Origin of the sequence: Parachlamydia acanthamoebae, assembly GCF_000875975.1 — a bacterium.
Lineage (GTDB): Bacteria > Chlamydiota > Chlamydiia > Chlamydiales > Parachlamydiaceae > Parachlamydia > Parachlamydia acanthamoebae.
This window is the reverse complement of record NZ_BAWW01000008.1, coordinates 189,821-214,634: the sequence shown is the minus strand read 5'-3', so window position 1 is coordinate 214,634 and position 24,814 is coordinate 189,821. Positions and strand designations below refer to the sequence as shown.

Below are 24,814 nucleotides of genomic sequence, written 5' to 3'. Positions count from 1 at the left end.
AATCGTGAAACGTACGTATCAACCCAGCAAACGTCGTAGAAAATCAGAGCATGGATTTCGTAAAAGAATGAAAACTGCCGATGGACGTAAAATTATCAATCGCAGACGCCGCCATGGACGTAAGCAATTAACTAGAGCGTAATAAAGGGTGATCTCTTGCTCTTTTCCAAAAGCATTAAAAATCCGCACCCGAAAACAGTATCAACGGTTATCTCATAAGGGTAGTCGATGCTTCGGGTGTTATGTGATGATTGAATTTTGTAAGCGCACACATGCGCAAACAAGGCTTGGGATAACCGTATCTAAAAAATACGGGAAGGCACATGATCGCAATCGCTTTAAAAGAACTGTGCGTGAAGCATTTAGAACTTGTCATCATTTGCTTCCCCCTCACTTAGATTTAAATGTGAAACCTCGTGGGTTTCACAAAAATCTAAAAACTCAAGATGTGCAAAAGGAAATGTTACTTTTGCTTCAGCCCTCCGATAATCAAGTCGCTTTACTTTGATCCTTGAAAAAAATACACTCTATTTTTTCACAAAATCAAAGATGGAATCATCATGAAAAATGATTTTAAAGAAGAACTAGATGCCTTAAATCCCTCGCAAAGAGCTGCAGTTACGACAACAGATGGTCGCGTATTGATTTTAGCTGGTGCAGGCAGTGGCAAAACCAAGGTTTTGACTGTGCGCATGGCTTATTTAATGTCGATAAAAGGGGCTTCTCCAAAATCGATTTTGGGACTCACATTCACCAACAAAGCGGCTGCGGAAATGCGTCATCGCATTGGAGCATTTGCTGCTCCCCACATTGCCAAGCAAATTTCTTTGTGCACATTTCATAGTTTTTGTATGCAAATACTGCGGGCTGAAATTCATAAGCTTGGTTATACACCTCAATTTAGTTTGTATGACGAAAAAGATGTGCAACGCCTGATCGGATTGATTGCACGTGATGTGCTCGAACATGAAGCGGAATTACCTTCCTTGGCCAGTACAACGGCCGTGATTAATCAAGCACAAAACAAAGGTTTGGCGAGTGAGGAAATCTGTGATACAGGTTCGGAATGGCATGACGAATTTGCAAGAACCATTTATCAACGGCTCCAGGCTAGTTTGCGTGCCTATAATGCTGTCGATTTTAATAACTTATTGGGTTTAACAGTTCAGCTTTTCGAAAATTTTCCCGATGTCTTAGAAAAATACCAGGAACGGTATCGGTACATCATGATCGATGAGTATCAAGATACCAATCCTGTCCAATACAAATTGGCTTCTTTACTTTCTCGAAAATATCAAAATTTATGTGTTGTTGGAGATGATGACCAATCTATCTATGGCTGGCGGGGTGCGGAAGTTAAGAATATTTTAGATTTTTCAGATGCGACAACCATTAAACTTGAACAAAACTATCGATCGACAAACAATATTTTAAAAGCGGCAAATGGAGTGATTAGTCACAATCAAACCCGTTATCAAAAAGTTTTATGGAGCAATCGAGGAGAAGGGGATCTGATAGAAGTATTTCATGCGCCCTCGGATAAAGAAGAGGCTGAGGCTGTTGTTTATCGCATTGCTCATATGCGAGAAAAATATCAATTAAAATGGCGAGATATTGCCATTCTTTATCGTTCAAATGCTTTATCACGTCTTTTTGAGCTCGCTTTAATGAATTATGCCTGGAAGGATGGGGATCAATGGATTAAAGGGATTCCTTACGAGATTTTTGGCGGCACAGAGTTTTACGAAAGACGTGAAGTGCGCGATCTTTTTGCTTATTTAAGAGTCATCGCAAATCCGTTAGATCAAGAAGCTCTTTTACGCATTATCAATCAGCCAAGGCGTGGGATTGGAGAGGCCTCTCTAGATGCTGCAACAGCTTATAACCGTTCACATCAACTCCCTTTATGGAATGTTTTAAAATCTTTAGCCAATCGAGAACCGGCGGTTCAAGAGGTGTCTTCTCATTGGAGCCAAAAGGCATTGGATTCTCTTCAGGGATTTATAGGGATTTTGGAAAATTCCAAACAACGCTTTGAGCAAGATTTTTCGTATGCTTTGACTGAGTTAATTGAAGCAGTTAATTATAAAAAAGCAATCAATGACGAAGTTAAAAGTGCACAAATGCGTGATTTTAAATGGGAAAATGTGCAGGAATTTGTTTCTTCTCTTGTTGAATTTAATGAATCTTTTTTAAAAGAATTTAATAAGACTCCCACACTTCATGATTTTATTACTTCAACTCCTTTGCAACAAGATTGGAATCAAAGTCAAAAAAATACGCAACAAAAAGATCAAGTGAATTTAATGACCTTTCATAGTTCTAAAGGGCTCGAATTTAAAGCTTGCTTTCTTGTGGGAATAGAAGATCATATTATCCCGCATGAGAAAAGCTTGAAGGAAGTTGGAGTAGAGGAGGAAAGGCGTTTAATGTATGTCGGCATTACACGTGCAAGACAGTTTTTAACGATCAGCATGGCAAGAAAAAGGAAGCGGATGGGAAAAGAGTATGCCTCTAAACCATCTCGTTTTTTGCATGAAATTCCCAAAGAGTTACTGAACATCACTAAATGGGATCAATCTCTTGAAATTTAGGGATTGGATGTATCTTTTCATCCAATCCCTCTTTAACTAAGCTGCTTTTGAAAGTTTTTGGCTTTCAGCAGTATTCATTTTTTGTAAATAAGCGGAATGATTATTCAGCAATTTTTGAATATGGTCAGCATAGCTTTTACCGCCACCTGTTTTATAGCCTGTTACCCCAATTTGGCCACCTTTAGAATCTAAAAGAATCACAGTTGGAAAGCCTTGGATATTGAATTTGCGTTTTAAAGCTTCGTTTTGTTCTTTGATTTGTGGGGGAACGGATGCTTTTGGGGGATAATCAAGTTTAACGAAAATTAAACGATTCGCTAAATCTTGCGAAAATTCTGGGGTAGCAAACACTTCGTTTTCTAATTTAATGCAATACGTACACCAATCTGATCCTGTGAATAGCAAAAATATTGGCTTACCAGTAGATGCGGATAATTTAGCTGCATCTGCATAATTTTCATGCCAATGGATTTGAGAAGTTGCTGTAGCGGCTTGTGCCGAGCTTAGCCAGCAGAAAGCGAGAGCTGTTAACAATATAAAAGATAATTGTTTCATCATTTCAACCCCTTGCAATTTTAGAACAGATGCCTTTATCTATTTGAAATAAAAGCTCCTACATGTTTAAATAAATGTTTCGTTGCACAAAAAATGTGCATAAATTGTACTTCAACGTCATATTAACCGAATTATTTAAACCATGCAATTCTTTCCTCCAACTCTAGTTATCCGCCATCGGAAGGAAAACCTGAAGAAGTGCAGCCTGCGTGGTTTAGAGAATAGACCCGATTTTTCATTTTTATCTTATCCAATTGAAGAACTGCCTTCTTTGGATTCTTATGTTTTATTGACAATTGATGCTCCTCCATTAGACTCTTCAGATGCCCAAAATGGCCTGCTCGTTTTAGATGCGACATGGCGTTATGCGGAGAAAATGTTTGATTGGGTGCAACAAAAAGCTTCAATTAAGCTACGCAGTATCCCCCCCCAATGCCGTACGGCCTATCCTCGTTGTCAAACAGCCTGTCCATTTCCGGAACAAGGCTTGGCTTCGATCGAAGCGATTTATATCGCCTACACAATTTTAAAGAGAGATCCTTCTCAACTTTTAGATCAATACTATTGGAAAGAAGAATTTATAAGGAAAAATAAGTCCTTTTTAGATTCTTTACGCCTCTGAGCGTTATATATAAATTTATTGACTTTTACTCTAATTTTTATTATTATATTTTGTAAAAAAACGGAATGTTAAGGATCTTATGGAATTCATGGCACCCATCTTAAAATTTTTGGTGAGTACGGAAGACTTTCTATGGAGCTACATCTCAGCCCCACTAGTTTTGCTGCTAGGCTTTTTTCTGACATTCCAGTCAAATTTTGTTCAGATAAGAAAATTCCCTTCAGCGATTTATACTTTAGTTAGTTTTTTAAAGGATACCAGTTCTCATGAAAACGGCGGCGTTCATCCAGTAAAAGTATTTTTTGCTTGTGTGGGTGGATGTGTTGGCATTGGAAACATTGTTTCCATTTGCACGGCTGTGCAAATTGGTGGACCAGGAGCCATTTTTTGGATCTGGTTGACTGCGATTGGGGGAATGGTCATCAAGTATGCCGAGGTTTACCTGGGTTTACGCTATCGGATTGCTAATGCTAATGGGAGCTTCGATGGGGGGCCCATGTATTTTTTAACACGCGCTTTTAAACAAAAGTGGATTCCTACATTTGTAGCTTTTTTACTCTGCCTTTATTGTGTAGAGATTTGGCAATTTAAAGTGATTACGACAAGTGTCTCCTCTAATTTTCCGATTAGTGAACCTGTGGTTGTCTTTATCCTAATCGCTCTCATTGTTTTTGCGACAAGTGGGGGAGTTGGAAGAGTGGGTAATATTTCGAGCGCCGTGATTCCCATTTTTATTGTGCTTTATGTCACTATGGGATGCTGGATTTTAATGCAAAATCTATCTGTTCTTCCAGCTCTCTTTCATGAAGTGATTACATCTGCTTTTTCTGGTCATGCTGCTACTGGTGGGTTTATTGGAAGCACGATGATGTTGACCGCTTCGCAAGGAATTAGAAGAGGATGCTATACAGGAGATGTGGGAATAGGCTACGCGTCCGTTATTCATAGCGAGACATCTGTTAAGATACCAGAAAAACAAGCTTGTTTAGTTTTTATGGATATTTTTTTAGATTCTTTTGTGGTTTGCACGACAACGATTCTCCTAACACTGATTACTGGTGTATGGAATCAGCCCCTTGATTGCTCTCTTTTGGTTCAACGGGCTTTGGAAGGCTACTTTCCTTTCATGAACTTTTTCATGCCTTTCTTTTTGTTCTTACTTGGCTATTCCACGATCAATGCGTTTTTCTGTGTGGGGCTTAAGTGCGCTCAGTTTTTACATCCGACGAAAGGGCGCCCGCTTTTTTATGTATATGCCGTAAGTGCTCTCATTCTTTTTGCGTTGGTAGATTCCACAGCAGCTCAAAGTGTGATGACGATTATGGGGGGAATCCTCTTGGTGATAAACGTGATTGGAATTTTCAAGCTGCGCAAAGAAATTTCATTTGAGATCGATTCAATCAAAGAAGAATGTGAGTTGTCGCTCGTTTAGTTTAAAGGCTGTTAATTTTAATTTGGTGCCAGCTTTCAGAAGAAAGCTCGGCTCCCAAAATTTGAACTACAGCCTTTCCTGCATTCATTCCTAAAAGAGCAGATTCTTTTAGTGAGTGTCCGGATAAGTATCCATATAAAAAACCACTTGTAAATGCATCTCCCGCCCCAGTTGAATCCAAAGGGATAATGGGAATATGGGAGGCAAAGGTTTCAAATTGACGCTGACCGATCCAGCAACCTTCAGGGCTATGAATCACAACCGTTTCGCAAAGATCTTTCAAAATGTTGCATCCTTTCTTTGGAGGAAGATGGGTTAAGGCTATGCTTTCTTGCTCATTAGCAAAAAGAATATCCACATATCGAGGAAGCAGTTCGATGATTTTGGATTGAAAAGAGGAGGCCATTTCGACACTTGAAACATCCATCGCAACTTTTGCTCCAGCCTCTTTGGCCAGCTCCATAGCTTTTTCAATGACTCCTGGATAAAGGAAGTTGTATCCTTCTAAGTAGACAAGTTTTACCCCTTCAAAATAGCAAGGTTTTAACTCATCGGGAGTAAATGTGGTCATTGGTCCCACATAGGTGCGAAAAGTTCTTTCTCCGTCGGGAGTGATTAAGCAAGCGGCCATTCCTGTTGGTTGTTCACTTATAGAAAAAAAAGTTTGAATGCCGATATCAGAAAGCACTTCTATGAGTTGCTGACCAATTCTATCCTTTCCTATTTTTCCCACAAGAGCGCACCTTTTCCCTAGTTGTGCCAGTCCTTTTACGGTATTGGTGGCACTCCCACCAGGTGTTTGTTGTGAAACCGGATTTTTCCCAATGATTTGCATAATCGTTTGGTAGTCGATAGTTTCCATCCCACCTTTAATCCCTGCTAATGCATGTAGATAGGCTTCATCAATCTGAATGATAAAGTCCATTAAAGGATTTCCAATGCCGAGAATCTCATATGCCATAGGCGGGTTATCCAGATTGAGTAGGATTTTGAGGGGGAATTAGCATGCGTGCGATATAGGACCAGTTTGCATAAATATAATCAAAACCAGAATAAATAGTGTACAAGGCAGCACCAGTCACAATCCAAGTACTTGTAAAGTGTAAATTTTCTTGAGAAAGCAAGCCTTTTGCATGAGGAATCATTAAAAGTAGAATAAAAAAGGCCGCCATGGCTTGGATGACAGCTTTAATCTTGCCGCTTGTGCGTGCAGCTAAGGCAAATCCTTTCAAAGCGCAAATAGTGCGAAGTGTACTGACAACAGAATCTCGATAAAGAAAGACGAATAGAAGCGGAATTGGTAGGTTGACAGGGGACTCTGTGAAGGTCAGAAAAACCGTTGTGTGGGCGATGCTATCTGCCATAGGATCCAGAATCTTACCTAGTTCTGTGACTTGGTTATAGCGGCGGGCTAGATATCCATCAAAAGCATCTGAAAGTTCGGAGACAGCCCATAAGGCTAAAAGCACATAGGGAAGGCCGGTTGTTGAGATATTAAAGAAATCGGGTTTCAAATAGACTAATAAAAAAAATGGGCTGATACAAAGTCGGATAATGGTCAAAGCATTCGCAATATTCAAAGAGCACCTACTGTCTAGTTGTTTTTGCGTTTATTTGGTTGATGGAATTCTAAATGAATAGCTTTATTCTGAAAAGCAATTACCAGCAAATTGTTGTGAATCAAACTTTTTCTGTTAAATGGGGACACTGTGCAACTTGTCTAATTTTTTTTACGTTTTTTATTCTTTAAGGCAGAGGAAATGAAATCATTGATATATTGGTATATGTATAATTCGAGAAAAAAGGAACTTTTTATGAAGGTAAAACCAGTAACAAAAACGATTCCAGAGTAATTGGGCGCTGCTTTGCATGCTAAAGAAGCTTTAATGATGAAGCAGATAAAGTCCCCGGGAAATATTGAGGTAAAGCAAAGCTTTTCGGAGATTGAGGGAGAGGATTTTATTAGATTGGATGAATAGCAGGTATAAATGAAGATGATTATCCAAGAAGAGGGGACGCGGCAAGGAAATAAAAAAACGCGTCCGTGACTTGTTATTTCTAGTGACTTTGCTAAACGTTCTGGGCTAATAGTTGTAGCCCCTATTACAAGTAACGTAGAACGTGTTTTTCCAAGAATTTAAGTAAACATTATTTTAGATGGGAAACCAGGGAAAATTTATTCCAAGACAAACGAGGTCTGTAGGTAGAATAAAAAAGACCTGGAGAAAATTGGTTCGATCAGCTGAAGAAATGAGGCTATTGGCGATGCTATACGTATAAAGCAGTGGGGTGTAGGGATTTAGTCGAGCAAGAATCTTCACAGTTTTGTAAACTTCTTGATAAGAGTCTCGATAAAAATCAGCATAGGGCTTTCACTTGATACCCCACATGCTGATTCATTAAAAAGAATATGATCCTTTATTTATGCTCGAGTTGTTTGTAGATTTCCAAATAACGATCAGCAGGGTGATTCCAGCTAAAATCAATATTCATGCCATGAACCATTAGCTGTCTCCATTTTTCCGGTTCGTCGAACCAGCAATGGATGGCTCTGTGAAGAGCTGCGTGGAAACTTTCGGATGTAGGATCTTCAAAAGTATAACCATTGGCTTCTCCAGCTTCATAGGGCGTATCGACATCAATGATTGTATCTGAAAGACCGCCCGTTTTACGCACAACGGGAATTGTGCCATATTTAAGCGCAATCATTTGGGTAAGCCCACACGGTTCGAACAATGAGGGGACAATTAAGATATCCGATCCAGCAAAAATTTCATGAGCTAACTCTTCTTGATGGTGAAGAATGAGGCTGACATCTGTATGATTCTGGTAGATTTGCTGTAAGTGATGAAAATCTTCACTAATGCTTTGAATAGGGCTAAATCCGAGCAGAACAAATTGCCCGCCTTGCTCAACGATATAGGAAATAGCCTGTTTAATCAGATCGATCCCTTTTTGAGGGACGAGGCGAGCGATACAACCAATGATCGGTTTATGTTTTTCAGATAGTTCTAAACGCTCCCTTAAAACTTTTTTAATAAACCCTTTATTATCGAGTGTATTGCGATCTTTTTTATCCTTTGGAAGCTCTCTTGCTGAATAGTGAGCAGGTAAATAGCGATCAATTTCTGGATTCCAATAAGAGTAATCGACACCATTTAAAATGCCTTTAAACTTATCTGTATTCTTGAGCAATGTGCTTTCAAGACCAAAGCCAAATTCTTTTGTAAGAACTTCTTTGGCATATGTTGGAGAGACCGTTGTGACATAATTCGAATAGGTAATCCCGCCTTTAAGAAGATTTAATGATTCGGGATAAACTTCATCTTGAAGTTTTTCAGGGGTATAATACGATTCGCCTTTTAATCCGATACGATCAAGATCAAAGGCTGAGCATCTGCCCTGATATTCGATGTTGTGAATTGTCAACATGGTTTTAGCATGATTAAATCCCAAATTTTCATAGATATCGCGTGCTAAAATAGGGATGACTGCCGTTTGCCAATCATGTAAGTGGATAATGTCGCATTGAATTTGCTTTTTAAACAAGAACTCCAAAGAAGCTCGGCAAAAATAGAGGTATCTTTCCACATCATCATCACAGCCATAAAAGCAACCGCGATTAAAAAAACGGCGAGGGTGGTGGGGGTCAATAAAGTAGACTTTTAAATTCTCAACCCAGCCCGACCAAACGGTATTGCGGTGCCATTCGTTGTGATAATAAGACATTAGATTGTCTGTATCAATTGTTAGATCTCCAATCTGATTGCTATCCATGCAATCGTATTTTGGGATAATAATATCAACATCATGACCTTTCCAAGATAGTTCACGAGAGAGTCCGAGAACAACATCTGCAAGGCCGCCGACTTTGGCAAGTGGTGCAAGTTCTGCTGCGATATGAATAATATGCATGGTTGCGCGACCTTTTAATTTGTGATTTAGGGTGGTATGGCTTATTAAAGATTGTACTGAATTTCTTTTCAATCCCGTTTCACGGTTTCATTAAATTGCGCAAATGGGACACAAGGCGAATAACTGTGGCAATTGTCTTGTCAATCTCTTCTGCAGTGGTAAAGCGGCTTAAAGAAAAGCGAATGGAGGAAGTTGATTGATCCATTGAGACTCCCATGTTAAGTAAGATTCGGGAAGGTTCAAGGGCTCCAGAAGAGCACGCAGATCCATGGCTCACTGCAATTCCTTCACGATCTAGAAGTGTAATAAGCGTTTCTCCTTCAATTCCTTCAAATGATAGGTTGCTCACATTTGCAATCCGTTCGCCTTGGCCATTGATTTTGACTCCTGGAAGATTACCTAGAAGTGTTGCTTCAAAGTGATCTCTTAAAGAACGCATCCGATGTGCTGCTTCAGGAAGTTCTTGGTTCAAAAGCATGACAGCACTAGCGAGTCCTACAATACCGGCTAAATTTTCTGATCCCGCGCGTTTGCCAAATTCTTGTGGCCCTCCTGTCAGAGTAGAAATGAAAGGCGTTCCCCGCTTTAACCAAATAAAACCCACCCCTTTAGGGCCGTGAATTTTATGAGCACTAAAGCACATGGCGGATACACCTGGCAAAATAGAAATTTCTTCTTTTCCTAATTGAGCAACACTATCCAAAACAAAAGGGATTTTGGCTTCCTGTGCAATGGAAGCTATAGAGGCAACATCGAGTTTTACACCTGTTTCGCCATTGACTGCCGTTAAAACAATTAAGCGAGTGTCTGGGCGAATGGCTGCTTTTATCGCTTCAGGTTGAACGGCCCCGCGTAAGCCGGCATTTAACCATGAAACAGCTTGTCCTTTTTTCTCATATGCTTTTAGGGTGTTAAATATGCATGCATGCTCAACGTTTGATGTGATGACATGTCCGTTTTTTTGCTCTAATAGGCCTTTAATGAGCAAATTAATTCCTTCGGTTCCACCAGAGGTAAAAATAATCTCATCTGGTGGGACTTTCAAATAAGATGCGAGAGAATGTCGAGCATTCACAAGTTTTGCACGTGATGCTTGCCCAAATGAATGAATGCTGGAAGGATTTCCCACATTTTCTGAAAGACATTCTAACATGGTCTGAAGGACTTGAGGTGCAAGCGGAGTGCTTGCATTATTATCTAGATAAATTTTCTGATTCATTCTCTTTAATTACATGTAACATAACAACCGTGACATTATCATAGCCGCCCTTATTTTTAGCTGCTTTGACAAGTTTTTCGACAGCCTCTTGGGGGGATGATGCATGATTGAGAATATTCTCCATTTCCTTTTGTGAAAGTAGATCGGAAAGACCATCTGTGCACATCATGAAAATATCCCCATACATAAAGTCTGTAATGGCGATGGAGGGATCTACGATCAATTCCGTCCCAATTGCTTTAGTGATAATATTTTTATATAAAAAATTGGGCATTTGCTGCTCATGAATTTGCCCTAAATCCATCATTTCACACAAAAGGGAATGGTCTTTAGTGAGCTGTTCTAATTTTTTATCTCTTAAACGATAAATTCGGCTGTCACCTACATGACCGTAAATGACTCCTTCAGTATGAAAATAGAGGCAGCAAAGAGTCGTTCCCATGCCTTTAAGGTCGCTTGATTCACGGCTCATTTTATAAATATGTTTATTGACTTGGACGATGGCGTGTTTCAATGTCTGGTAGGATTCTTTTAGCGACGGTTTAAGCAAAGCGTTAAATTTCTTTTGAGCCAATTTGCATAAGTGATGGACCGTTTCTTTAGCAGCGACCTCTCCTGCCTGATGTCCACCCATACCATCTGCTAAAACAAAAAAACGAATCGTTGGTACTTGGTCCCAAACGTCTTCATTATTTTGTCTGACGAGACCCACATCGGAAAGACCAAATGTAATAACTTTATATGACATTAGCGGAAGAACCATAGACTAGCGTGTTGAAAAGTTTGGGTTAGGAACTGTAGTAAAACACAACATACGCTCTTCTTCGGAAGCTATTCAAGGTTGTTCTCTTTTTAGCGAGTTGAGTTAGATTTAAATGAACTTTAGCATATTTTAAGATATTTTTCCATCAAACATATTTGAAAATGGCAATATTCACACACTCTGGGCCTTATTTTCGAGTTCTTCCCAGCGAGCATAAAGTTGGTCTAATTTTTCTTGTGTTAAAGTCAACTCTTGACAAGTCGCATGCAGTTTTGTTGCATCGTCAGAAACCATTTCAGCTTTTTTGTGCAATTCTTCCAGCTTTGTTTCAATCATTAGGATTTTATCCGTCATACCTTGTCGTTCCAATTCCTCAGCATAAGTTAGCTTTTTTGGTTTTGCGGATTCCTTCTCAGGTTGTTTATTTTTTTTCTGTGTCTTAGGTTCTGTTTCTTGCTTGAACGTTTGCTGATATGTTTCCCATTGGGTGTAATCAGCAAAAAAAGTAGGTTCTTCAGAAAGCCCTAGGCCAATCAAAGTTGTAGAAACGCGATCCAGTAAATAGCGATCATGCGTAATTAAAACGACGGCACCGGGAAATTGGAGTAAGCTTTCTTCTAGAACTTCTAAGGTTGAAATATCTAAGTCGTTGGTTGGTTCATCAAGAAGCAAAATATCAGCCGGTTTTAGCATGAGACGTGCAATTAAAACACGTGCTTTTTCACCCCCAGAAAGTTTATGGAGAGGCAAATCCAATCGCTCAGAGGAAAATTGAAAGCGTTTGCACCAAGAATTAATGTGTAAAGATTGTCCCTGGTAGTTGACGTATTCCCCATCGGGAGCAAGGGCATTTCTTAATGGTAGATTTAGAGGGAGCTCTTCTCTCTGTTGATCGAAATAGGCGATTTGCACACCGTCGGCAAATTTTAAAGTCCCAACATCAGGTTCTATCTCTTTGGCTAGCATTTTTAGAAGTGTGGATTTTCCACTTCCATTCAGTCCAATGATGCCGAGTCGCATTCCGGGAGACAAAATAAAATCGACTTTCCGAAAAAGAAGTTTGTCTCCTAGTGTTTTTGCTAAATTTTTTACAGTAAGGAGTTTACGAGTTTGTCTCTCTGTAGAAGAGAAGTCGATTTGGGCATTTGTGACTTTATTGCGACTCTTAACTTCTGCCAATTCATCAATTAAACGATGCGTCTGCTGAACTCGCGATTGCGCTTTTGTTGTGCGGGCTTGAGGGGATTTTTTTAGCCAAGCAATTTCTTCCCGTGTTTTGCCAGCGAGAGAGCGTTCGTATTGTTGCTGGCCGGACAGGAATTGATCCTTTCGTTCCAAAAAAGTGCTATAAGTTCCGTCGACAAGAAATAAGCCATCAGGGAACATGCGATTCAATTCGAGCATTTTAGAGGTGGTATTCTCCAGAAAAAAACGATCGTGGCTAATTAAAAGGAATGTTGGATTTTCCCGGTTTAAGAATTTTTCTAGCCACAAAATGCCTTCAAGATCCAGGTGGTTTGTAGGCTCATCCAACAGCAGAATATCAGGAGATTGAATAAGTTGGAGACCAATGCTTAATCTTTTTTTCCAGCCGCCAGAAAGAATGGTGGTGGATTGTGAAGGGTCCTCAAAGCCTAGTTTGCTCAGCATTTTACTGACCAATGCGTCTTGTTCATAGTCGTGTAAAGAGGATGACAGCAATGGCTTGCGCAAAATCTCCTCAACGGTTGCATCAGGGAACACCGCATCTTGTGGGACATATCCCACCTTGAGATTTTGTCTTAGCGCAATCGTTCCATTATCTGCATGTTCAAGGCCGGCTAATATTTTTAACAATGTCGATTTTCCAGCTCCATTAGGCCCCACAATTCCGATTTTATCGCCCTTAAAAATCGATAAATTAAGTTGATCAAACAATAGGCGAGAGCCAAATGTTTTACTGATCTTGTGGCAATTGATAAGCGGAGACATAGAATAAAAAGTACCTTAAAAGTTTTCTGGAAGAGTGAATTAATAGGATAAATGATTGTTGATTTCACAGATTTCTCTATAAATAATAGTATAGAAAAACAATTAAAGTCAAACCACTTATGGCTATTTGACAATCATAATTTGATACATTTTGTATAATTCGACAAAAACTGCTGAATCCTCAATAACTTGATTAAATTCCCGCAGAATTTCTTCGATCTGTGTAGACTTGGTTCCTCCTTTTTCTAAATAATGAAGCATTTCAGCATCCTTCGGGGGGAGGGGGATGGCTTGATTAAGGCGGAAGATTTCCAGTGAGAAATGATTGTCCTTTATGATTTTGTAAACATGCTCGCAAAAATGGTAGGAAGCTCCCAAATTTTCTCCTAATTTTACCAGAATTGTTTCCATAAATCAAGATGAGGAAGGGAGGGAATATAAAAAGCACTCACACCGGCATTCCCAGCGATCCTTTTTAAGCAATGCATGAAATGATGGATGATTTGGACTGGATCCATAACATGTATCAGAGCCATATTAAAGACTTTCTGTGTGTTTTTTGCGGAAAAAAGCTAATTGAAACAAGATTGTCAACTCCATAAATTTTACCAACAATGTTTGTATCCAACCAGAAGTAATTGTTGGGAAGCTGGCTCTGTAATGTTTTAAGCGATTCTTAGGCTTATTTTTCTCCAGGCATAAAAAAACTGCCAGCGTACTGGCAGGAACAAATTAAAACCCAATTTGTTGTAAGGTAAGTGAAATGGGGACAGTTGGTAAACGTGTGTTTGTTGAAACGGATAATGCATTAATGGGGCCAGATAATAACCCATTTGTGAGGGTCAGAATATCCCCTGCATTTAATCTCAAAATTAACGTGTTTTGATTCAAAGGCCCTGAAACACTTGTTTTTGGAAGCGCTTTTCCATTAACCGCAAGAGCGATAACTGCATTCTTTACGTTTGTAAAAACAGAGTACGAAATGGCATAAGCGCCACTTTGGGGAATTGAAACTCCTCCATTTATAGGTGCAGTAAATCCCCCTGCATTTTCTGGATCCAGGATTGTGAGGTTAATCGTTTCTCCTGCATAAATCGACAGCTGAGAATTTGGATTGTAATAGAAAGCGTAATTAGGTGTAACAGCAGACTGACCTTGAGGGCCTGTTGCTCCGGTTGCTCCCTGAGGACCTGCAGGACCAGTTGGGCCTGTCGGACCCGCTGCGGTACTCTTAAAATTAGTTGGAATTGGCAGAGGATGAGCTGTCAGAATTTCTCCTTGAAGAGATTGTGTTGTCATTAAAACGAGAGCAAAAGACGCAAAGCATTTTGATAATTGAATCATATTCCTCCTTTAAGCGAATGATTTTTTGAATCATAAAGTAGAAAGTCTAAAAATTCTATAAAAATTTCATTTGAAGCTGCTTGGCAAGCATTGGAGAGTCAAAAAAGAGACCCTTAGATTATCTGATTTTATTTTAGTGTGCTGAATAAAAAAACAGTGATATAGGTAGCTTAAACAACGAAAAAGCTTAAAACAATTAAAGATAGAATTCTAAGCCGATATGACTATTTCAAAATTATATCAGTTATTTTTTAATCAAAAAGCTAATCGCCTTAAAAAACTTGAGTGTCAAGCTTTAAAAGAATTGAAAATTCTTGACTATCCACCTAGAAAAAATTGGCTTCCCTCTCGAAAAACAGCGGATGGTCAGAAGATATACGATGTTGTGATTGTAGGGGGAGGTCAAACTGCAATTGCTGTAGCTTTTTCTTTAATTAGAGAAAAGATCACGAATATTTTGATCTTTGATGAAAATGACAGAGGTTGTGTAGGCCCATGGCTAACATATGCACGTATGGATACACTTCGAACACCCAAATATACACTCGGTCCCGATTGCGATATACCAAGCTTGACTTTTCAATCTTGGTATGAAGCGATTTATGGAGAAGATGCCTGGAAAGAAATACAATTTATTCCTCGCTTAGATTGGGCTCGCTATCTCACCTGGCTTCAAACATTTTTGAATCTCCCTATTGTTAATAATGCTAAGGTTGGCTCACTCAGGTGGCAACAGCAAGACAATTGTTTCTTTGTGCCAGTAAATTCAAACGAAATACAGCTGGTATATGCACGTAAAATTGTTTTAGCAACAGGATTGCAAGGTTCCGGTGGTTGGTCCGTTCCCGAACACATTCAACGAAATATTCCCCGGAAATACTATGATCAGGCAAGTGAAGTGATTGCCTTTGAAAAATTTAAAGATAAAAAAGTTGGAATTTTGGGTGCAGGTCCATGTGCTTTCGACAACGCCTTAAAATGTTCAGAATACGGGGCAAAAGAAGTTCACATATTTAGCAAAAAATCCAAACTCGTCAATTTGCATACCTTTCTGTGGGGAGAGTACGTCGGCTTTTTAAAGGGATTTTCCAGTCTATCTGATGAAGCTAAATTTCGCTTTATATCTAAAATGTATGAGATTGGCCAACCACCTACTCCTGATGGTGTAGAGAAGGTGAAAGCTAAAAATAATATTTTTACCCATTTCAACAGCCCCTGGATAGATTCCAAGATGTTAGGAAATCGTCCAGTTGTAATCACTCCCAAAGCAGAGGAAGTTTTTGATGCACTCATCATAGCAATCGGTTGGACTGTCGATTTACGTCTAAGGCAAGAATTGAATCACTTTAGGGATAAAATTGCTTTGTGGTCAGATCGAATGGTATCTACAAATTTCAAAGATGAGATGCTTTTGCGTTCTCCTTATTTAGGGAAGGGATCTAATTTTTCTGAAAAGCAGCCTGGAACTGCACCTTACCTGCATTCTATTTTCAATTGTACAGGAGGGGCTCTGCTAAGTACTGGTTTTAATGCAGGCACGGGTTTAACAGGGATGAAGTATAGTATAAAGAGTATTGTCGATGAAATTGTGAATCAGCTATTTGTAGATGATCAAGATTATTTTTACCAAACACTTGCAACTTACGACCATCAAATATTTGAAAATTAGGTGGTTGTTTGATTCTTCTCTGAAATCTTAATTTTTAAGTCAAAAAAATATTCAATAGGCATGCCTCATGGAAAATATGTCTCCTTGAAGACAAAATACGAAGGTCTTTTTAAAACAGCTCTAATTTCCCGGATAGCCATCATTTCGCCAACGATGGGCTTTTTATGCCACAACCTTCTCCTTTCTCTCTTATTTATTTGGATTTATAATTCATTGCGGTTTTTTATAAAAGTGAGTAATAAAAATATGTGAATCTATTAATTAATAGGTGTTTTTGTTTTAAAATATTGGAAATATATTTTTTTGTGTTATAAAATGTGAACTTACTTATTATTTTTTAGAGGGTTTTTTTATGAGTATGTCTATTCAAGTACATAGTGCAAAAATATCAACTGCGAAATTGATTTTTTTTCCAGAAAAAAGCGTTGGAAAAGAAAAAGGACGTCTTTTCTTTCAAGGTTTAGAAAATGATTCAAGATTTTCAATTGCTTTGGCATCTTTAAAATTTTATAAAGAGGAACAAAAAATTGAACAGAAGAAAGGGGTTGTTTTATTAAAAATTTTAGATTCCGACGGCTGTACAGTCATTGCCAAAGTGAATGAAAGTAGTTTGCGAAAAAGATTTGGGATAACTCAAGAAGAATTTAATTCTGCAAAAAAACAATACGGAGCGGATTTAACTAAATTTGTCTCCAATAAAATTAAAGAAAAAATCGAAGAAAAGAAAAATGTTTCCAATTTAGGTCATAAAGGAGCAAAGAAAGCTGATGGAAAAACACCGCATGGGATTGGTCGACATGTAGGAATGCATAACGAATACGAAGGCCATTATAGGAATGGATTATACCATGGAAAAGGAATTTTGACCGACCAAGATGGATCAGTGTATCAGGGATTATTTAAGAATAATGAGCCTAATGGTCAGGGTGTTTTCAGGTACCCCGAGAGAAAAAATTTTCCTGGATACACATATGAAGGACAATTCAGAAATGGAAAATTCCATGGATTAGGAACAATAACCTATACGAATGGCAAAAAATATGTCGGAAAATTTAAAGATGATGATTTTAACGGAAGAGGAAAATGTACATATCAGAATGGGGAAAAAGAGAAGGGCGTATTTGTAAATAATGAGCTTACAAAAGGCATTAAAATTCTCGAAAATGGGGATCGAGAGAAAGGAATATTTGAAGATGAAGAATTTGTTAAGGGCTTGAGAATTTTTAAAAATGGCGATAAAGAAAAAGGTGAGTTTAAAAAGGGTGAGCTATTTGAGGGTATAAGATATAGAAGAGGCAGGAAATACAGCGTAGTGAATGGTGAAGTAATGAAGATCCCACCCGCAAAGAATTTAAAAGAAAAAATCACTAGGTTTATAAAGAAGTTTAATCTTTTCAAATAATTAATTGTTGTCCTATTCTCTATCAAAATGAATAACTTTCATATTGATATTGCAAAGGTTAACAAATTGTCCAAAAAATAAATAGTTAAATGACATGCTTTTAGTTGAATGATATACTTTTTTTATTTAAAATGTTGAAATTTATTAATAAAAAGTGTATGATTTTTTATAAAAAATAACAAGAGGAATATGTTATGACATCTATTAGATCTTATATAGGACATTTTTCAGCTCAAAAGACATTGTTTCCAGAAAAAAGTACTGGAAAGAATAAAAACCGTATTTCTTTTGACGGATTAAAAAGTGATCCCAGGTTTTCAATTGCCTTGAAGTCTTTAAAACTTTACTCGGCTATTAATCAGCCAAAGATTCGTTTCTGGGAGGGAGCTGTTTTACTAAAAGTTGTAGTGGAAAACCCTCAAGAACAAGGTTGTTTTAAAGAAGCATATGTTAAAGTCAATGCAAGTAGTTTACGAAAAAAATTTGGAATAACTCAAAAAGAATTTAATGCAGAGAAGAAAAGATATGGAATCGATTTAACCACGTATATTTCTACAAAAATCGAAGAAAAAATTGCACTGAAAGGGACCTTTTCTGGTTTTGAAGGCGCAAAAGAAAATGCTGATGGAAACTTTAATGGGCTGGGCAGATACGTAGATAGTGAAAGGGAATATGAGGGGCACTTTAAAAACAACGAACTTAATGGTAATGGAGTGATTGTTTATAAGGATAGAAATAGTGGTGCCATTCAAGCTATCTACGAGGGGAAAGTTAAGAAAGACAAACACCATGGACGTGGAATTTTAAAGTGCACAGCTACTAAAGAAGAAACCTGTGAACACACATATGTTGGACAATTTAGAGAGACGCTTTTTAAGGGAACTATAACTTATTCTTCAGGTAAGAAGTACGTAGGAGAATGTCAGTCTGGCAAATATCATGGAAAGGGCGAATTGCGATACAATGATGGTTGTAAAGAGAAGGGTGAATTTAAAGATGGTGACCTTTATAATGGAATTTTAAGTTATAAAAAGGGCAAAAAATATAGATATGTTAACGGTTTGCAGCAGCAGCAGCCCGAAAAAAGTTTAAGTGAGAAAATTTTAAATTTCTTAAAAGGAAAAAAGATTTCTAAGTAATCACTTCTTCTGAATCGAAATTAAAGCCATGGTTGCATCAACCATGGCTTTTTCCTATTAAATTATAAGCGAAAACCTATTCCCAACCCCAATTTATAGCCTCCCACATTGACATTGTCTCGTTTTACTTTTGACGTATTAGAGAAATGAAAGGGTTGATACAAATAGTCAGCAAATAAGTCAAAAAATAAGCATTTCCAATAAAATTGAATACCTGTTTTTGCGACACCACCCCATGATTGTTTGTGGAGATGATTATCAACGAACGGTGAGTGATCCTTCATCCGTAGAAATGTGTAGCAAGCTCCTACCCCTGCATAGGCTTTCCAGCAAGATGCAAATTGATAAGAATATTTGGCTCCAAAGCTGATTGGAACAATGCTAATGCGTGAGGAATTTTTTATATCCCCTTTTGAGCGCCCTCTTTCGGTCAGCCATGATCCATTTACCCAACCGGAAAATCCGTAACAAATCGATTTCGAAATTTCAATTTGATAGTCGGCATCCCACTCGTGGTAAATTTTTCTAAATTTTTTTGACGAAGGATAAAAAGCTGCGGCTCGCACTTCTGGTTCCCAGCCGCATTTAAGATCGAATGCGGAAAGTTCTAATAGGGGTAAGCATATTGCAATTAGAAAAATAACAATTCTCATGGCCATATCCTCTATATGTAGGAATTAATAATACCATCTTATACTTCTCAAGAAGTATGGCATCCCTATTCAGGAATGCCTGAAATTTTTTAAAACTCTAAAAATTTTATTCATGGGGAATTGAAGAGCTGACAAAAACCTCCTTGATTCAGCTCTCATTCCATTCAGCCTTTAAGGGACTACTAGAGTTAATGTAGAGCTCTTCAGGCCTGTCTTTGTGAATGCATATAATTGGTAAACATCTGCGCCTTTCTTTTTCTTTCTCACGTCAGAGAAGGTAAAGGGGCCTTTTGCAGGAATACTTGCAATCGTTTTTCCATTTCTTATTAATAAATAGCCACTTGCGTTTTTATCTGGACTTGGGTTCCAGGATAATTTATGCACGCGCACTTTTTGAGAAAAGAAAGATTGTTTTACAACTTTCACTTTAAAATTTGTAGGGGGGGCAAGTTGTGGAGAAGCAACAACTGGACGACGTGGAGGTTGTGGGGGTGTTGCGGGAGGTTCCGCGTTTGGCAATGGAGTTGCTGGAATTTCTTCTGGTTGTGAAGGTTGCTGTGTCGGCACTTCTTCCTCAACGACTTCTTCAGGTTGAGAGGACTCTTCTGAAGGTGTGGGTTCTGCTTCAATGTCTTCCTCTACAATTTCTTCTTCATCTTCTGCTTCCAAAGGTTCTTCTTCAGGGCGATTGAATAAATTAAAACCGGACGATGCCTGGACAATATTATGTGTTCCATTTGATCGAATCCAAACAGCAACACCATTTCCTTTGGAATCTAGCACAATTTGTGGTGCAATGGCATATTGACCAGACTCAGATAAATCTTCAGGCAAGGACCATTTTCCGTTAAAAGGCAATGCGGCTGCCTGAATGACTTTTTTGATTGGATTTTGCCAAATGGCGATCGCATTTCCGTGAAAGTCCATTGCAACTTGCGGAACGGTGGAAAATTCTGAGGAATTCGAGACCACGATAGCCTCTTCCCAAGCGTTTTGAGACATTTTCATGGATTGAATTTCATGATTCGTTGTATCTTCCCACAAGGCTATTGCTGTCGCTTTTCCTCCTTGAGCCATGTTGATACGGGGATTCTGTGCATTTATTGTTTCGGAAGAAAGGTTTTTAGGTATGCTCCAAGCTCCACCAAAAGTAGATTGGCAGCTTTGAATCACATTTTTGTTGCCATTGTATCGGCTCCAAAGAGCAATGGCTTCTCCGGCGGCATCAAGAGCAATTTGTGGTTTATCAGCATTTTGCCCAGGCAGTGAGAGAATTGTTGGAGGTGACCATTTTCCCCCGTATGGAAGCGCTGCAGATTCGATAAGATAATGGGTTCCATCAAACCTTTTCCAAACAGCAAGCACATTTCCGCTCAAGTTTACAGTTAATTGCGGTAAAAGGGCTTCCTGACCAGGAAGAGAGATATCGACGGGCGTCGACCAGCTTCCATTGCGGGGTAATGTGGAGGCTTGAATAACCAGATGCATTCCATTCGATCTTTCCCAAATAGCCACGGCGTTTCCATTTTGATCTATAATAACTTGTGGATTAGTTGCGGTTTGTCCCGGAGGGGAAAGATTAGTCGGGACGGACCAGTTACCTCCAAAATTTTGAGTAGAAGCTTGAATAATGCCATTTGAGCCATCATTTCGGCTCCAAACAGCAACAGCGTTTCCGAGCGGGTCAACAGCGACTTGAGGAGAGGTCGCGCTTCTTCCTATGATTGACAGGTTAAAAGGCTCAGACCAAATACCACCATAAGCAAGGCTAGAGGCTTGAATGATTAAATTAGTTCCGTTAAAACGGCCCCACACAGCAACTGCGTTACCTAGGGGATCCGTAGCCACTCTTGGAATAGAAGCATTTTGGCCGGGGGCAGAAAGGTCTACAGGAGTTGTCCATCCTGCGATATCTACAGGTGATGACCATTCGGCGTAGAGACTGTTCATTGTGCAGGTTAAGGTTAAAATCAGGGAGGGAAGCGTTCGCAGAAATTTCATATTTTTCCTCGCTAGGTGTGGTTTAATCGGATGCTCGGTTTTCTAAATCCAGAAATCAATTTCTCAATACCCAAGAAATAAAATAAATTTGAAAATAAGAAAAGACAATATTGTTAGCTTACAGAAAAAATAGTTGAAAATAAGTTCTTATTTAGAACCTTTTGAATATTGATAGTTTAAATTAATTAAATTGAGATAGTTGATTGTGGTTCTGTTTCATTAGTTGATTTAATTAATCTCAGGAGTACGTTGTTTGTAGGTGAATATTTTATGCTCAATTATGATCAGATTTGATTCTTAATATGAACAAATTGTAAAAAGAAATTGGAATAAGCCAAGGGATTTATTCCTCAAACTTATTCCACAAATTTAGCTTGGATGGATTAATTGACTTTTTGATTTTTACGCTCAGAGATTTCTCGCATGCGTCTTCTTTCGCCCGCACTTAAAGATTTTTCTCCATCACGAGAAATTTTTGTTAGCATAGCATCAATAAACTGATCATCATCATTAAAAACAGGATCCCCAGATTTAATATCGAAGATTTTTGCTTTACTTGACTCTTGATCGCTTTTTTTAAACCATCTTCTGAAGAATTTCATTCCGTGATCGTACCAAATGGTAAGCCGATCATCCAGTGGGTGCGTCCAAGAAAAAGGGGTGCGTAGGCCTAATACGGTAACAGCATAAAGATAACCGACCAGCATGCCTGTTCCATAAAATAACAGCGAGACACCATCGGCGTGGGAAAGTGATATAAGCAATAGAATGCCAGCAACACCTGCAAGAAGCCATTTTGTTTTGATGGGGAATACGAAAAACAGCAGGATTTCACTTTCAGAGTATAGACAAGTCCATACAACAAATAGAGCTAGAATAATGGGGGCAGGTCCGGATAGGTAACCATTTGATCCCCCGATATACATCGCTAACAAACCCATCAATCCACTTAGAATTGCAGCCGATGTGGCCAGCAAAATAAAACCGCGGTTGTTAATCCGCTCCATGACGGCAGTTCCCACAACCCACAAAATGTACATGTTAAAACAAAGAGAGATTAGGTAGGACAAGCTAATTCCATAGAAAGTCCCTTCTTGGATGAATGGGTAAGTCAAGGGTTGCCATATAAAATAATTTGACATTCCATACTTAGAAAGACTCAACCATTGTGCGGGAGAAAGCACGCCAAATACATGGGCAAATAAAGGATGTAAAAGTGCGCAAATAATGCTAACACTTGCGATTGCGATAATCAATTGCTTAATGAGCGGAGGTGTCCACTCCGGTCCAAACTGGGAATATAGGGTTGTAGGTCTCATGCTTATTCTCTTTTTGCTTATTCCTGACCTCTAGTCAGACTTAGTAGTTTATCAGCTTTTGAAAAAGGTCTAGTTTCGACTCGTCTAAATTGCAAAAAAGTAGCTTCGTTGCGTATTTTCTTCAAAGCTTCTTCAGCAGATAGGAATCTAACGTCTCTATCACTGTGGTAAAGGTATTGCCCATTCTCGGTTTTCTGGATAGATACATAATGTCCACTACGACTGGATCCTCCATGGACAATCGCGGAGCAAATTTCGTAAGTACATAGATTTTTTGGCGAAATATTCCAAGGTTCACGCTCATATTGACCGATTGCTTCAGCTTCGTATTCTTCCAGTGTGATGCGACCATTGTTATCGATGTCATAGGGGCGATTGCATCTCTCCTGCTTGATTCCTCCATTTTCAATGACGACTCTTCCATTTTTTACGACAGAAACAACTCTAGGGAAGAAAAGATTTAACAATGGAGGCAAATGCACAGGGTAATTCTCTGTTTTAAATTCAGTTCCCTCTGCCAGTAGTTCTACAGGTTCGTTTTCTATGGCAAAATCAGCTCGAACGGTCGTTATATCGGGATTATGTAAAGCTTCCATAAAAGAAATGGGGAATTTTGAATGGGCATCTTCAGGCACAATCGTTATTTTAAAGATTGGCGTTGAAGTATCAAAAGAAGGAAAGTGGGCGTTATCTTTGGTCTTTTGAAGTGGATGATCCACTTGTAGGGGAGCATTTTGTTTGATTGGTTGATAAAGTGTCACACTTCGGAAAAAGTCATTTTTGCTTTCGTCTTTAAGATCAAAAACTCTCTGTAGGGTAAGGAAAAATTCGTTTGCATCCATTTGCCCTCCGGTTCCCGCCGCAGTGTCATCGCGCATAAGATTTGTCACCAATCTCTCGAATTTTTGACACGCACTTCTATCAATATACCCCTCTTGCGTTCTTAAAGTATAGATCATGTTTTTGAGGGCTTTTTGAAAATCGCGGATTTTATCTTGGTAACGATTATTCTGGTTAATTGCGTGTTTAATCAGAGCAGTATCAAAAAGTGTTGTCCAGTTATTATTGACCAAGTCTCCGATTAATTCTTGATTTTCTGGTGTGATAAGCCTTTCATTGTCTCCAGCATCATTTTCTTGGCCTAAATTTGTAATAAGATTTTTTAAGCGTCTTTGAAAATCGGCACTTGGCTTTAATTTGGACCCGACTGTAAAGAGATCTGTTTTAGAGAAAAGTAAGTTGTAATCTCTAACAAAGTTGCGCAACTGGTCCCGCTCTTCTTTGGTAGTGTGATATCGATTTTGTAACGCAGACAGAAAATCTTTTAAATCTTTTTGGAACTTTTCTACAACCTCTTCAGAGGTTGTCATATGTAAACTCGCATCGTTCACTTCCATGGCGTAAATCTGATCCCAAAAAACTGTGCTGGCCATAAATTTTAGAGAGGAATTTAACCAGCATGTATTTGCTAGATTTGTTAATCCAACTTTGATACCGGTAGGCGGTGGAAGTGGAAGGTCTTGGCCTTCAGGGATTGTCAAAACATGAATATGCTTAGATGTATTCGGCTGTTTAGATTTTGTTGGGGTCAGTTTCTGTGTTTGAGAAGCTGGCGTAAGATTAGTGGATTGTGGATTTTTTGACTGTCTTTTGCGATTTGGTTTGGGTGTGCTTGGGGGTGGTGGGGCTTGAATTGTAGGGGATGTCGCTGTCGAAGTCGGTTTATCTGACTTAACAGGTTGCTCTGTTGTTGGTTTTGAAGAAGCATCAGCATCATTTGCTGGTTTAGGGGTGGTTGGTTGTCCTGGTTTGGGAACATTCTGATGGTTACCCGGCTGGCCTGAAAGCTTGGTTGCTTTTCTTCTTTGATATAATTCTAAATTTTTAAAAGCCGAGGCCGAAAGAAAGAAAACAGGCGCAGCCAAAATTCCAAGGGTAAAGACACCGCTTGTTACAGCAAGAAAAATCACTGTGATTCTTTTTCCTACACCGATTTTTGCTTCCTCTATTTTTGTTTGATCTGTGACGGAGGTAACCTGAATAGTAAAAGGATTTTTCCAATGATCCCTCGAAAAAAATTGACCAAAAACAGTAGGCATAGATTATCACCTTAAAACTTATTAGTTAAATTGTATACTATTATAATAACATACTCGAGTTATTTTATCTTTAAAAAAGTTTAAGGGTTTTTAGGGTTTTAAAGGGGAATTTTTGCT

General features: G+C 38.7%; 21 protein-coding genes. 8 read left to right on the top strand and 13 right to left on the bottom strand.

Annotated features, from left to right (window positions below; all coding sequences use genetic code 11):
- Nucleotides 1–4: 4 nt before the first annotated feature.
- The 3 genes from rpmH to AOM43_RS04965 are packed head-to-tail and all read left to right on the top strand — an operon-like array spanning nt 5 to nt 2,594.
- Nucleotides 5–142, top strand: a complete 138-nt coding sequence (gene rpmH, locus AOM43_RS12985; RefSeq protein WP_079891761.1) for a 50S ribosomal protein L34 — start codon at nt 5–7, stop codon at nt 140–142.
- A 6-nt stretch (nt 143–148) separates the two neighbouring features.
- A complete protein-coding gene (gene rnpA / locus AOM43_RS04970) occupies nt 149–508 on the top strand; it encodes a ribonuclease P protein component (protein WP_226987403.1) in 360 nt (119 codons plus the stop codon).
- A gap of 52 nt (nt 509–560) precedes the next feature.
- A complete protein-coding gene (locus AOM43_RS04965; protein WP_006340148.1) occupies nt 561–2,594 on the top strand; it encodes an ATP-dependent helicase in 2,034 nt (677 codons plus the stop codon).
- 36 nt (nt 2,595–2,630) lie between these two features.
- Here AOM43_RS04965 and AOM43_RS04960 read toward each other — a convergent pair whose 3' ends face one another.
- Entirely contained in the window at nt 2,631–3,152 is a 522-nt protein-coding gene (locus AOM43_RS04960; protein WP_100067475.1) for a thioredoxin family protein, read from the bottom strand.
- Between the two features lie 139 nt (nt 3,153–3,291).
- On the opposite strand from AOM43_RS04960, the gene AOM43_RS04955 reads away from it, so the two are divergent.
- Nucleotides 3,292–3,771 (top strand): DTW domain-containing protein, encoded by a 480-nt coding sequence (locus AOM43_RS04955; protein WP_006340150.1) that lies wholly within the window; start codon nt 3,292–3,294, stop codon nt 3,769–3,771.
- Between the two features lie 88 nt (nt 3,772–3,859).
- Nucleotides 3,860–5,203, top strand: coding sequence for an amino acid carrier protein (locus AOM43_RS04950; protein ID WP_039377327.1), 1,344 nt, complete (start codon nt 3,860–3,862; stop codon nt 5,201–5,203).
- Between the two features lies 1 nt (nt 5,204).
- Here the strand turns inward: AOM43_RS04950 and AOM43_RS04945 are convergent, their stop codons facing one another.
- The 8 genes from AOM43_RS04945 to AOM43_RS04910 form a co-directional block, all read right to left on the bottom strand.
- Nucleotides 5,205–6,164 carry an adenosine kinase gene (locus AOM43_RS04945; RefSeq protein ID WP_013925253.1) on the bottom strand — a complete coding sequence of 320 codons (960 nt, stop codon included), beginning with the start codon at nt 6,162–6,164 and terminating at the stop codon, nt 5,205–5,207.
- A 7-nt stretch (nt 6,165–6,171) separates the two neighbouring features.
- Nucleotides 6,172–6,783, bottom strand: coding sequence for a CDP-diacylglycerol--glycerol-3-phosphate 3-phosphatidyltransferase (gene pgsA, locus AOM43_RS04940; RefSeq protein ID WP_013925252.1), 612 nt, complete (start codon nt 6,781–6,783; stop codon nt 6,172–6,174).
- A gap of 838 nt (nt 6,784–7,621) precedes the next feature.
- The gene (locus AOM43_RS04935) at nt 7,622–9,118 is read right to left on the bottom strand and encodes a glycogen synthase (protein ID WP_006340155.1); all 1,497 of its coding nucleotides are present in this window, start codon (nt 9,116–9,118) and stop codon (nt 7,622–7,624) included.
- 79 nt (nt 9,119–9,197) lie between these two features.
- Nucleotides 9,198–10,337: a cysteine desulfurase family protein gene (locus tag AOM43_RS04930; RefSeq protein ID WP_013925249.1), complete on the bottom strand. Its 1,140-nt coding sequence runs from the start codon at nt 10,335–10,337 to the stop codon at nt 9,198–9,200.
- A complete protein-coding gene (locus AOM43_RS04925; RefSeq protein WP_013925248.1) occupies nt 10,312–11,085 on the bottom strand; it encodes a Stp1/IreP family PP2C-type Ser/Thr phosphatase in 774 nt (257 codons plus the stop codon). Before AOM43_RS04925 ends, AOM43_RS04930 begins: the two co-directional genes overlap by 26 nt.
- A gap of 186 nt (nt 11,086–11,271) precedes the next feature.
- Nucleotides 11,272–13,071 carry an ABC-F family ATP-binding cassette domain-containing protein gene (locus tag AOM43_RS04920; RefSeq protein ID WP_013925247.1) on the bottom strand — a complete coding sequence of 600 codons (1,800 nt, stop codon included), beginning with the start codon at nt 13,069–13,071 and terminating at the stop codon, nt 11,272–11,274.
- A 123-nt stretch (nt 13,072–13,194) separates the two neighbouring features.
- Nucleotides 13,195–13,449, bottom strand: coding sequence for a hypothetical protein (locus AOM43_RS04915; protein ID WP_226987402.1), 255 nt, complete (start codon nt 13,447–13,449; stop codon nt 13,195–13,197).
- A 354-nt stretch (nt 13,450–13,803) separates the two neighbouring features.
- On the bottom strand, nt 13,804–14,415 hold the full coding sequence (locus tag AOM43_RS04910) for a collagen-like protein (protein WP_013925244.1): 612 nt from the start codon (nt 14,413–14,415) through the stop codon (nt 13,804–13,806).
- A 220-nt stretch (nt 14,416–14,635) separates the two neighbouring features.
- On the opposite strand from AOM43_RS04910, the gene AOM43_RS04905 reads away from it, so the two are divergent.
- From AOM43_RS04905 to AOM43_RS04895, 3 genes are all read left to right on the top strand, one after another.
- Nucleotides 14,636–16,084 carry an NAD(P)-binding domain-containing protein gene (locus AOM43_RS04905; protein WP_059359288.1) on the top strand — a complete coding sequence of 483 codons (1,449 nt, stop codon included), beginning with the start codon at nt 14,636–14,638 and terminating at the stop codon, nt 16,082–16,084.
- Between the two features lie 352 nt (nt 16,085–16,436).
- Nucleotides 16,437–17,486 (top strand): MORN repeat-containing protein, encoded by a 1,050-nt coding sequence (locus AOM43_RS04900; RefSeq protein WP_226987401.1) that lies wholly within the window; start codon nt 16,437–16,439, stop codon nt 17,484–17,486.
- Between the two features lie 194 nt (nt 17,487–17,680).
- Nucleotides 17,681–18,625, top strand: a complete 945-nt coding sequence (locus tag AOM43_RS04895) for an MORN repeat-containing protein (protein WP_013925242.1) — start codon at nt 17,681–17,683, stop codon at nt 18,623–18,625.
- A gap of 62 nt (nt 18,626–18,687) precedes the next feature.
- Here the strand turns inward: AOM43_RS04895 and AOM43_RS04890 are convergent, their stop codons facing one another.
- From AOM43_RS04890 to AOM43_RS04875, 4 genes are all read right to left on the bottom strand, one after another.
- A complete protein-coding gene (locus tag AOM43_RS04890; RefSeq protein ID WP_013925241.1) occupies nt 18,688–19,278 on the bottom strand; it encodes a lipocalin/fatty acid-binding family protein in 591 nt (196 codons plus the stop codon).
- 171 nt (nt 19,279–19,449) lie between these two features.
- Nucleotides 19,450–21,279 carry a hypothetical protein gene (locus AOM43_RS04885; RefSeq protein WP_059359286.1) on the bottom strand — a complete coding sequence of 610 codons (1,830 nt, stop codon included), beginning with the start codon at nt 21,277–21,279 and terminating at the stop codon, nt 19,450–19,452.
- Between the two features lie 383 nt (nt 21,280–21,662).
- Nucleotides 21,663–22,598: a rhomboid family intramembrane serine protease gene (locus AOM43_RS04880; protein WP_059359284.1), complete on the bottom strand. Its 936-nt coding sequence runs from the start codon at nt 22,596–22,598 to the stop codon at nt 21,663–21,665.
- A 17-nt stretch (nt 22,599–22,615) separates the two neighbouring features.
- A complete protein-coding gene (locus AOM43_RS04875; RefSeq protein ID WP_059359282.1) occupies nt 22,616–24,697 on the bottom strand; it encodes a ubiquitin carboxyl-terminal hydrolase in 2,082 nt (693 codons plus the stop codon).
- Nucleotides 24,698–24,814: the final 117 nt, after the last annotated feature.

What these genes read in the sequence shown, in the direction of transcription:
- AOM43_RS04965 (WP_006340148.1), top strand. Translation starts at nt 561, where the DNA reads ATGAAAAATGATTTTAAAGAAGAACTAGATGCCTTAAATCCCTCGCAA.
- AOM43_RS04960 (WP_100067475.1), bottom strand. Translation starts at nt 3,152, where the DNA reads ATGATGAAACAATTATCTTTTATATTGTTAACAGCTCTCGCTTTCTGC.
- AOM43_RS04955 (WP_006340150.1), top strand. Translation starts at nt 3,292, where the DNA reads ATGCAATTCTTTCCTCCAACTCTAGTTATCCGCCATCGGAAGGAAAAC.
- AOM43_RS04950 (WP_039377327.1), top strand. Translation starts at nt 3,860, where the DNA reads ATGGCACCCATCTTAAAATTTTTGGTGAGTACGGAAGACTTTCTATGG.
- AOM43_RS04945 (WP_013925253.1), bottom strand. Translation starts at nt 6,164, where the DNA reads ATGGCATATGAGATTCTCGGCATTGGAAATCCTTTAATGGACTTTATC.
- AOM43_RS04935 (WP_006340155.1), bottom strand. Translation starts at nt 9,118, where the DNA reads ATGCATATTATTCATATCGCAGCAGAACTTGCACCACTTGCCAAAGTC.
- AOM43_RS04930 (WP_013925249.1), bottom strand. Translation starts at nt 10,337, where the DNA reads ATGAATCAGAAAATTTATCTAGATAATAATGCAAGCACTCCGCTTGCA.
- AOM43_RS04925 (WP_013925248.1), bottom strand. Translation starts at nt 11,085, where the DNA reads ATGTCATATAAAGTTATTACATTTGGTCTTTCCGATGTGGGTCTCGTC.
- AOM43_RS04920 (WP_013925247.1), bottom strand. Translation starts at nt 13,071, where the DNA reads ATGTCTCCGCTTATCAATTGCCACAAGATCAGTAAAACATTTGGCTCT.
- AOM43_RS04910 (WP_013925244.1), bottom strand. Translation starts at nt 14,415, where the DNA reads ATGATTCAATTATCAAAATGCTTTGCGTCTTTTGCTCTCGTTTTAATG.
- AOM43_RS04905 (WP_059359288.1), top strand. Translation starts at nt 14,636, where the DNA reads ATGACTATTTCAAAATTATATCAGTTATTTTTTAATCAAAAAGCTAAT.
- AOM43_RS04900 (WP_226987401.1), top strand. Translation starts at nt 16,437, where the DNA reads ATGAGTATGTCTATTCAAGTACATAGTGCAAAAATATCAACTGCGAAA.
- AOM43_RS04895 (WP_013925242.1), top strand. Translation starts at nt 17,681, where the DNA reads ATGACATCTATTAGATCTTATATAGGACATTTTTCAGCTCAAAAGACA.
- AOM43_RS04890 (WP_013925241.1), bottom strand. Translation starts at nt 19,278, where the DNA reads ATGAGAATTGTTATTTTTCTAATTGCAATATGCTTACCCCTATTAGAA.
- AOM43_RS04885 (WP_059359286.1), bottom strand. Translation starts at nt 21,279, where the DNA reads ATGAAATTTCTGCGAACGCTTCCCTCCCTGATTTTAACCTTAACCTGC.
- AOM43_RS04880 (WP_059359284.1), bottom strand. Translation starts at nt 22,598, where the DNA reads ATGAGACCTACAACCCTATATTCCCAGTTTGGACCGGAGTGGACACCT.
- AOM43_RS04875 (WP_059359282.1), bottom strand. Translation starts at nt 24,697, where the DNA reads ATGCCTACTGTTTTTGGTCAATTTTTTTCGAGGGATCATTGGAAAAAT.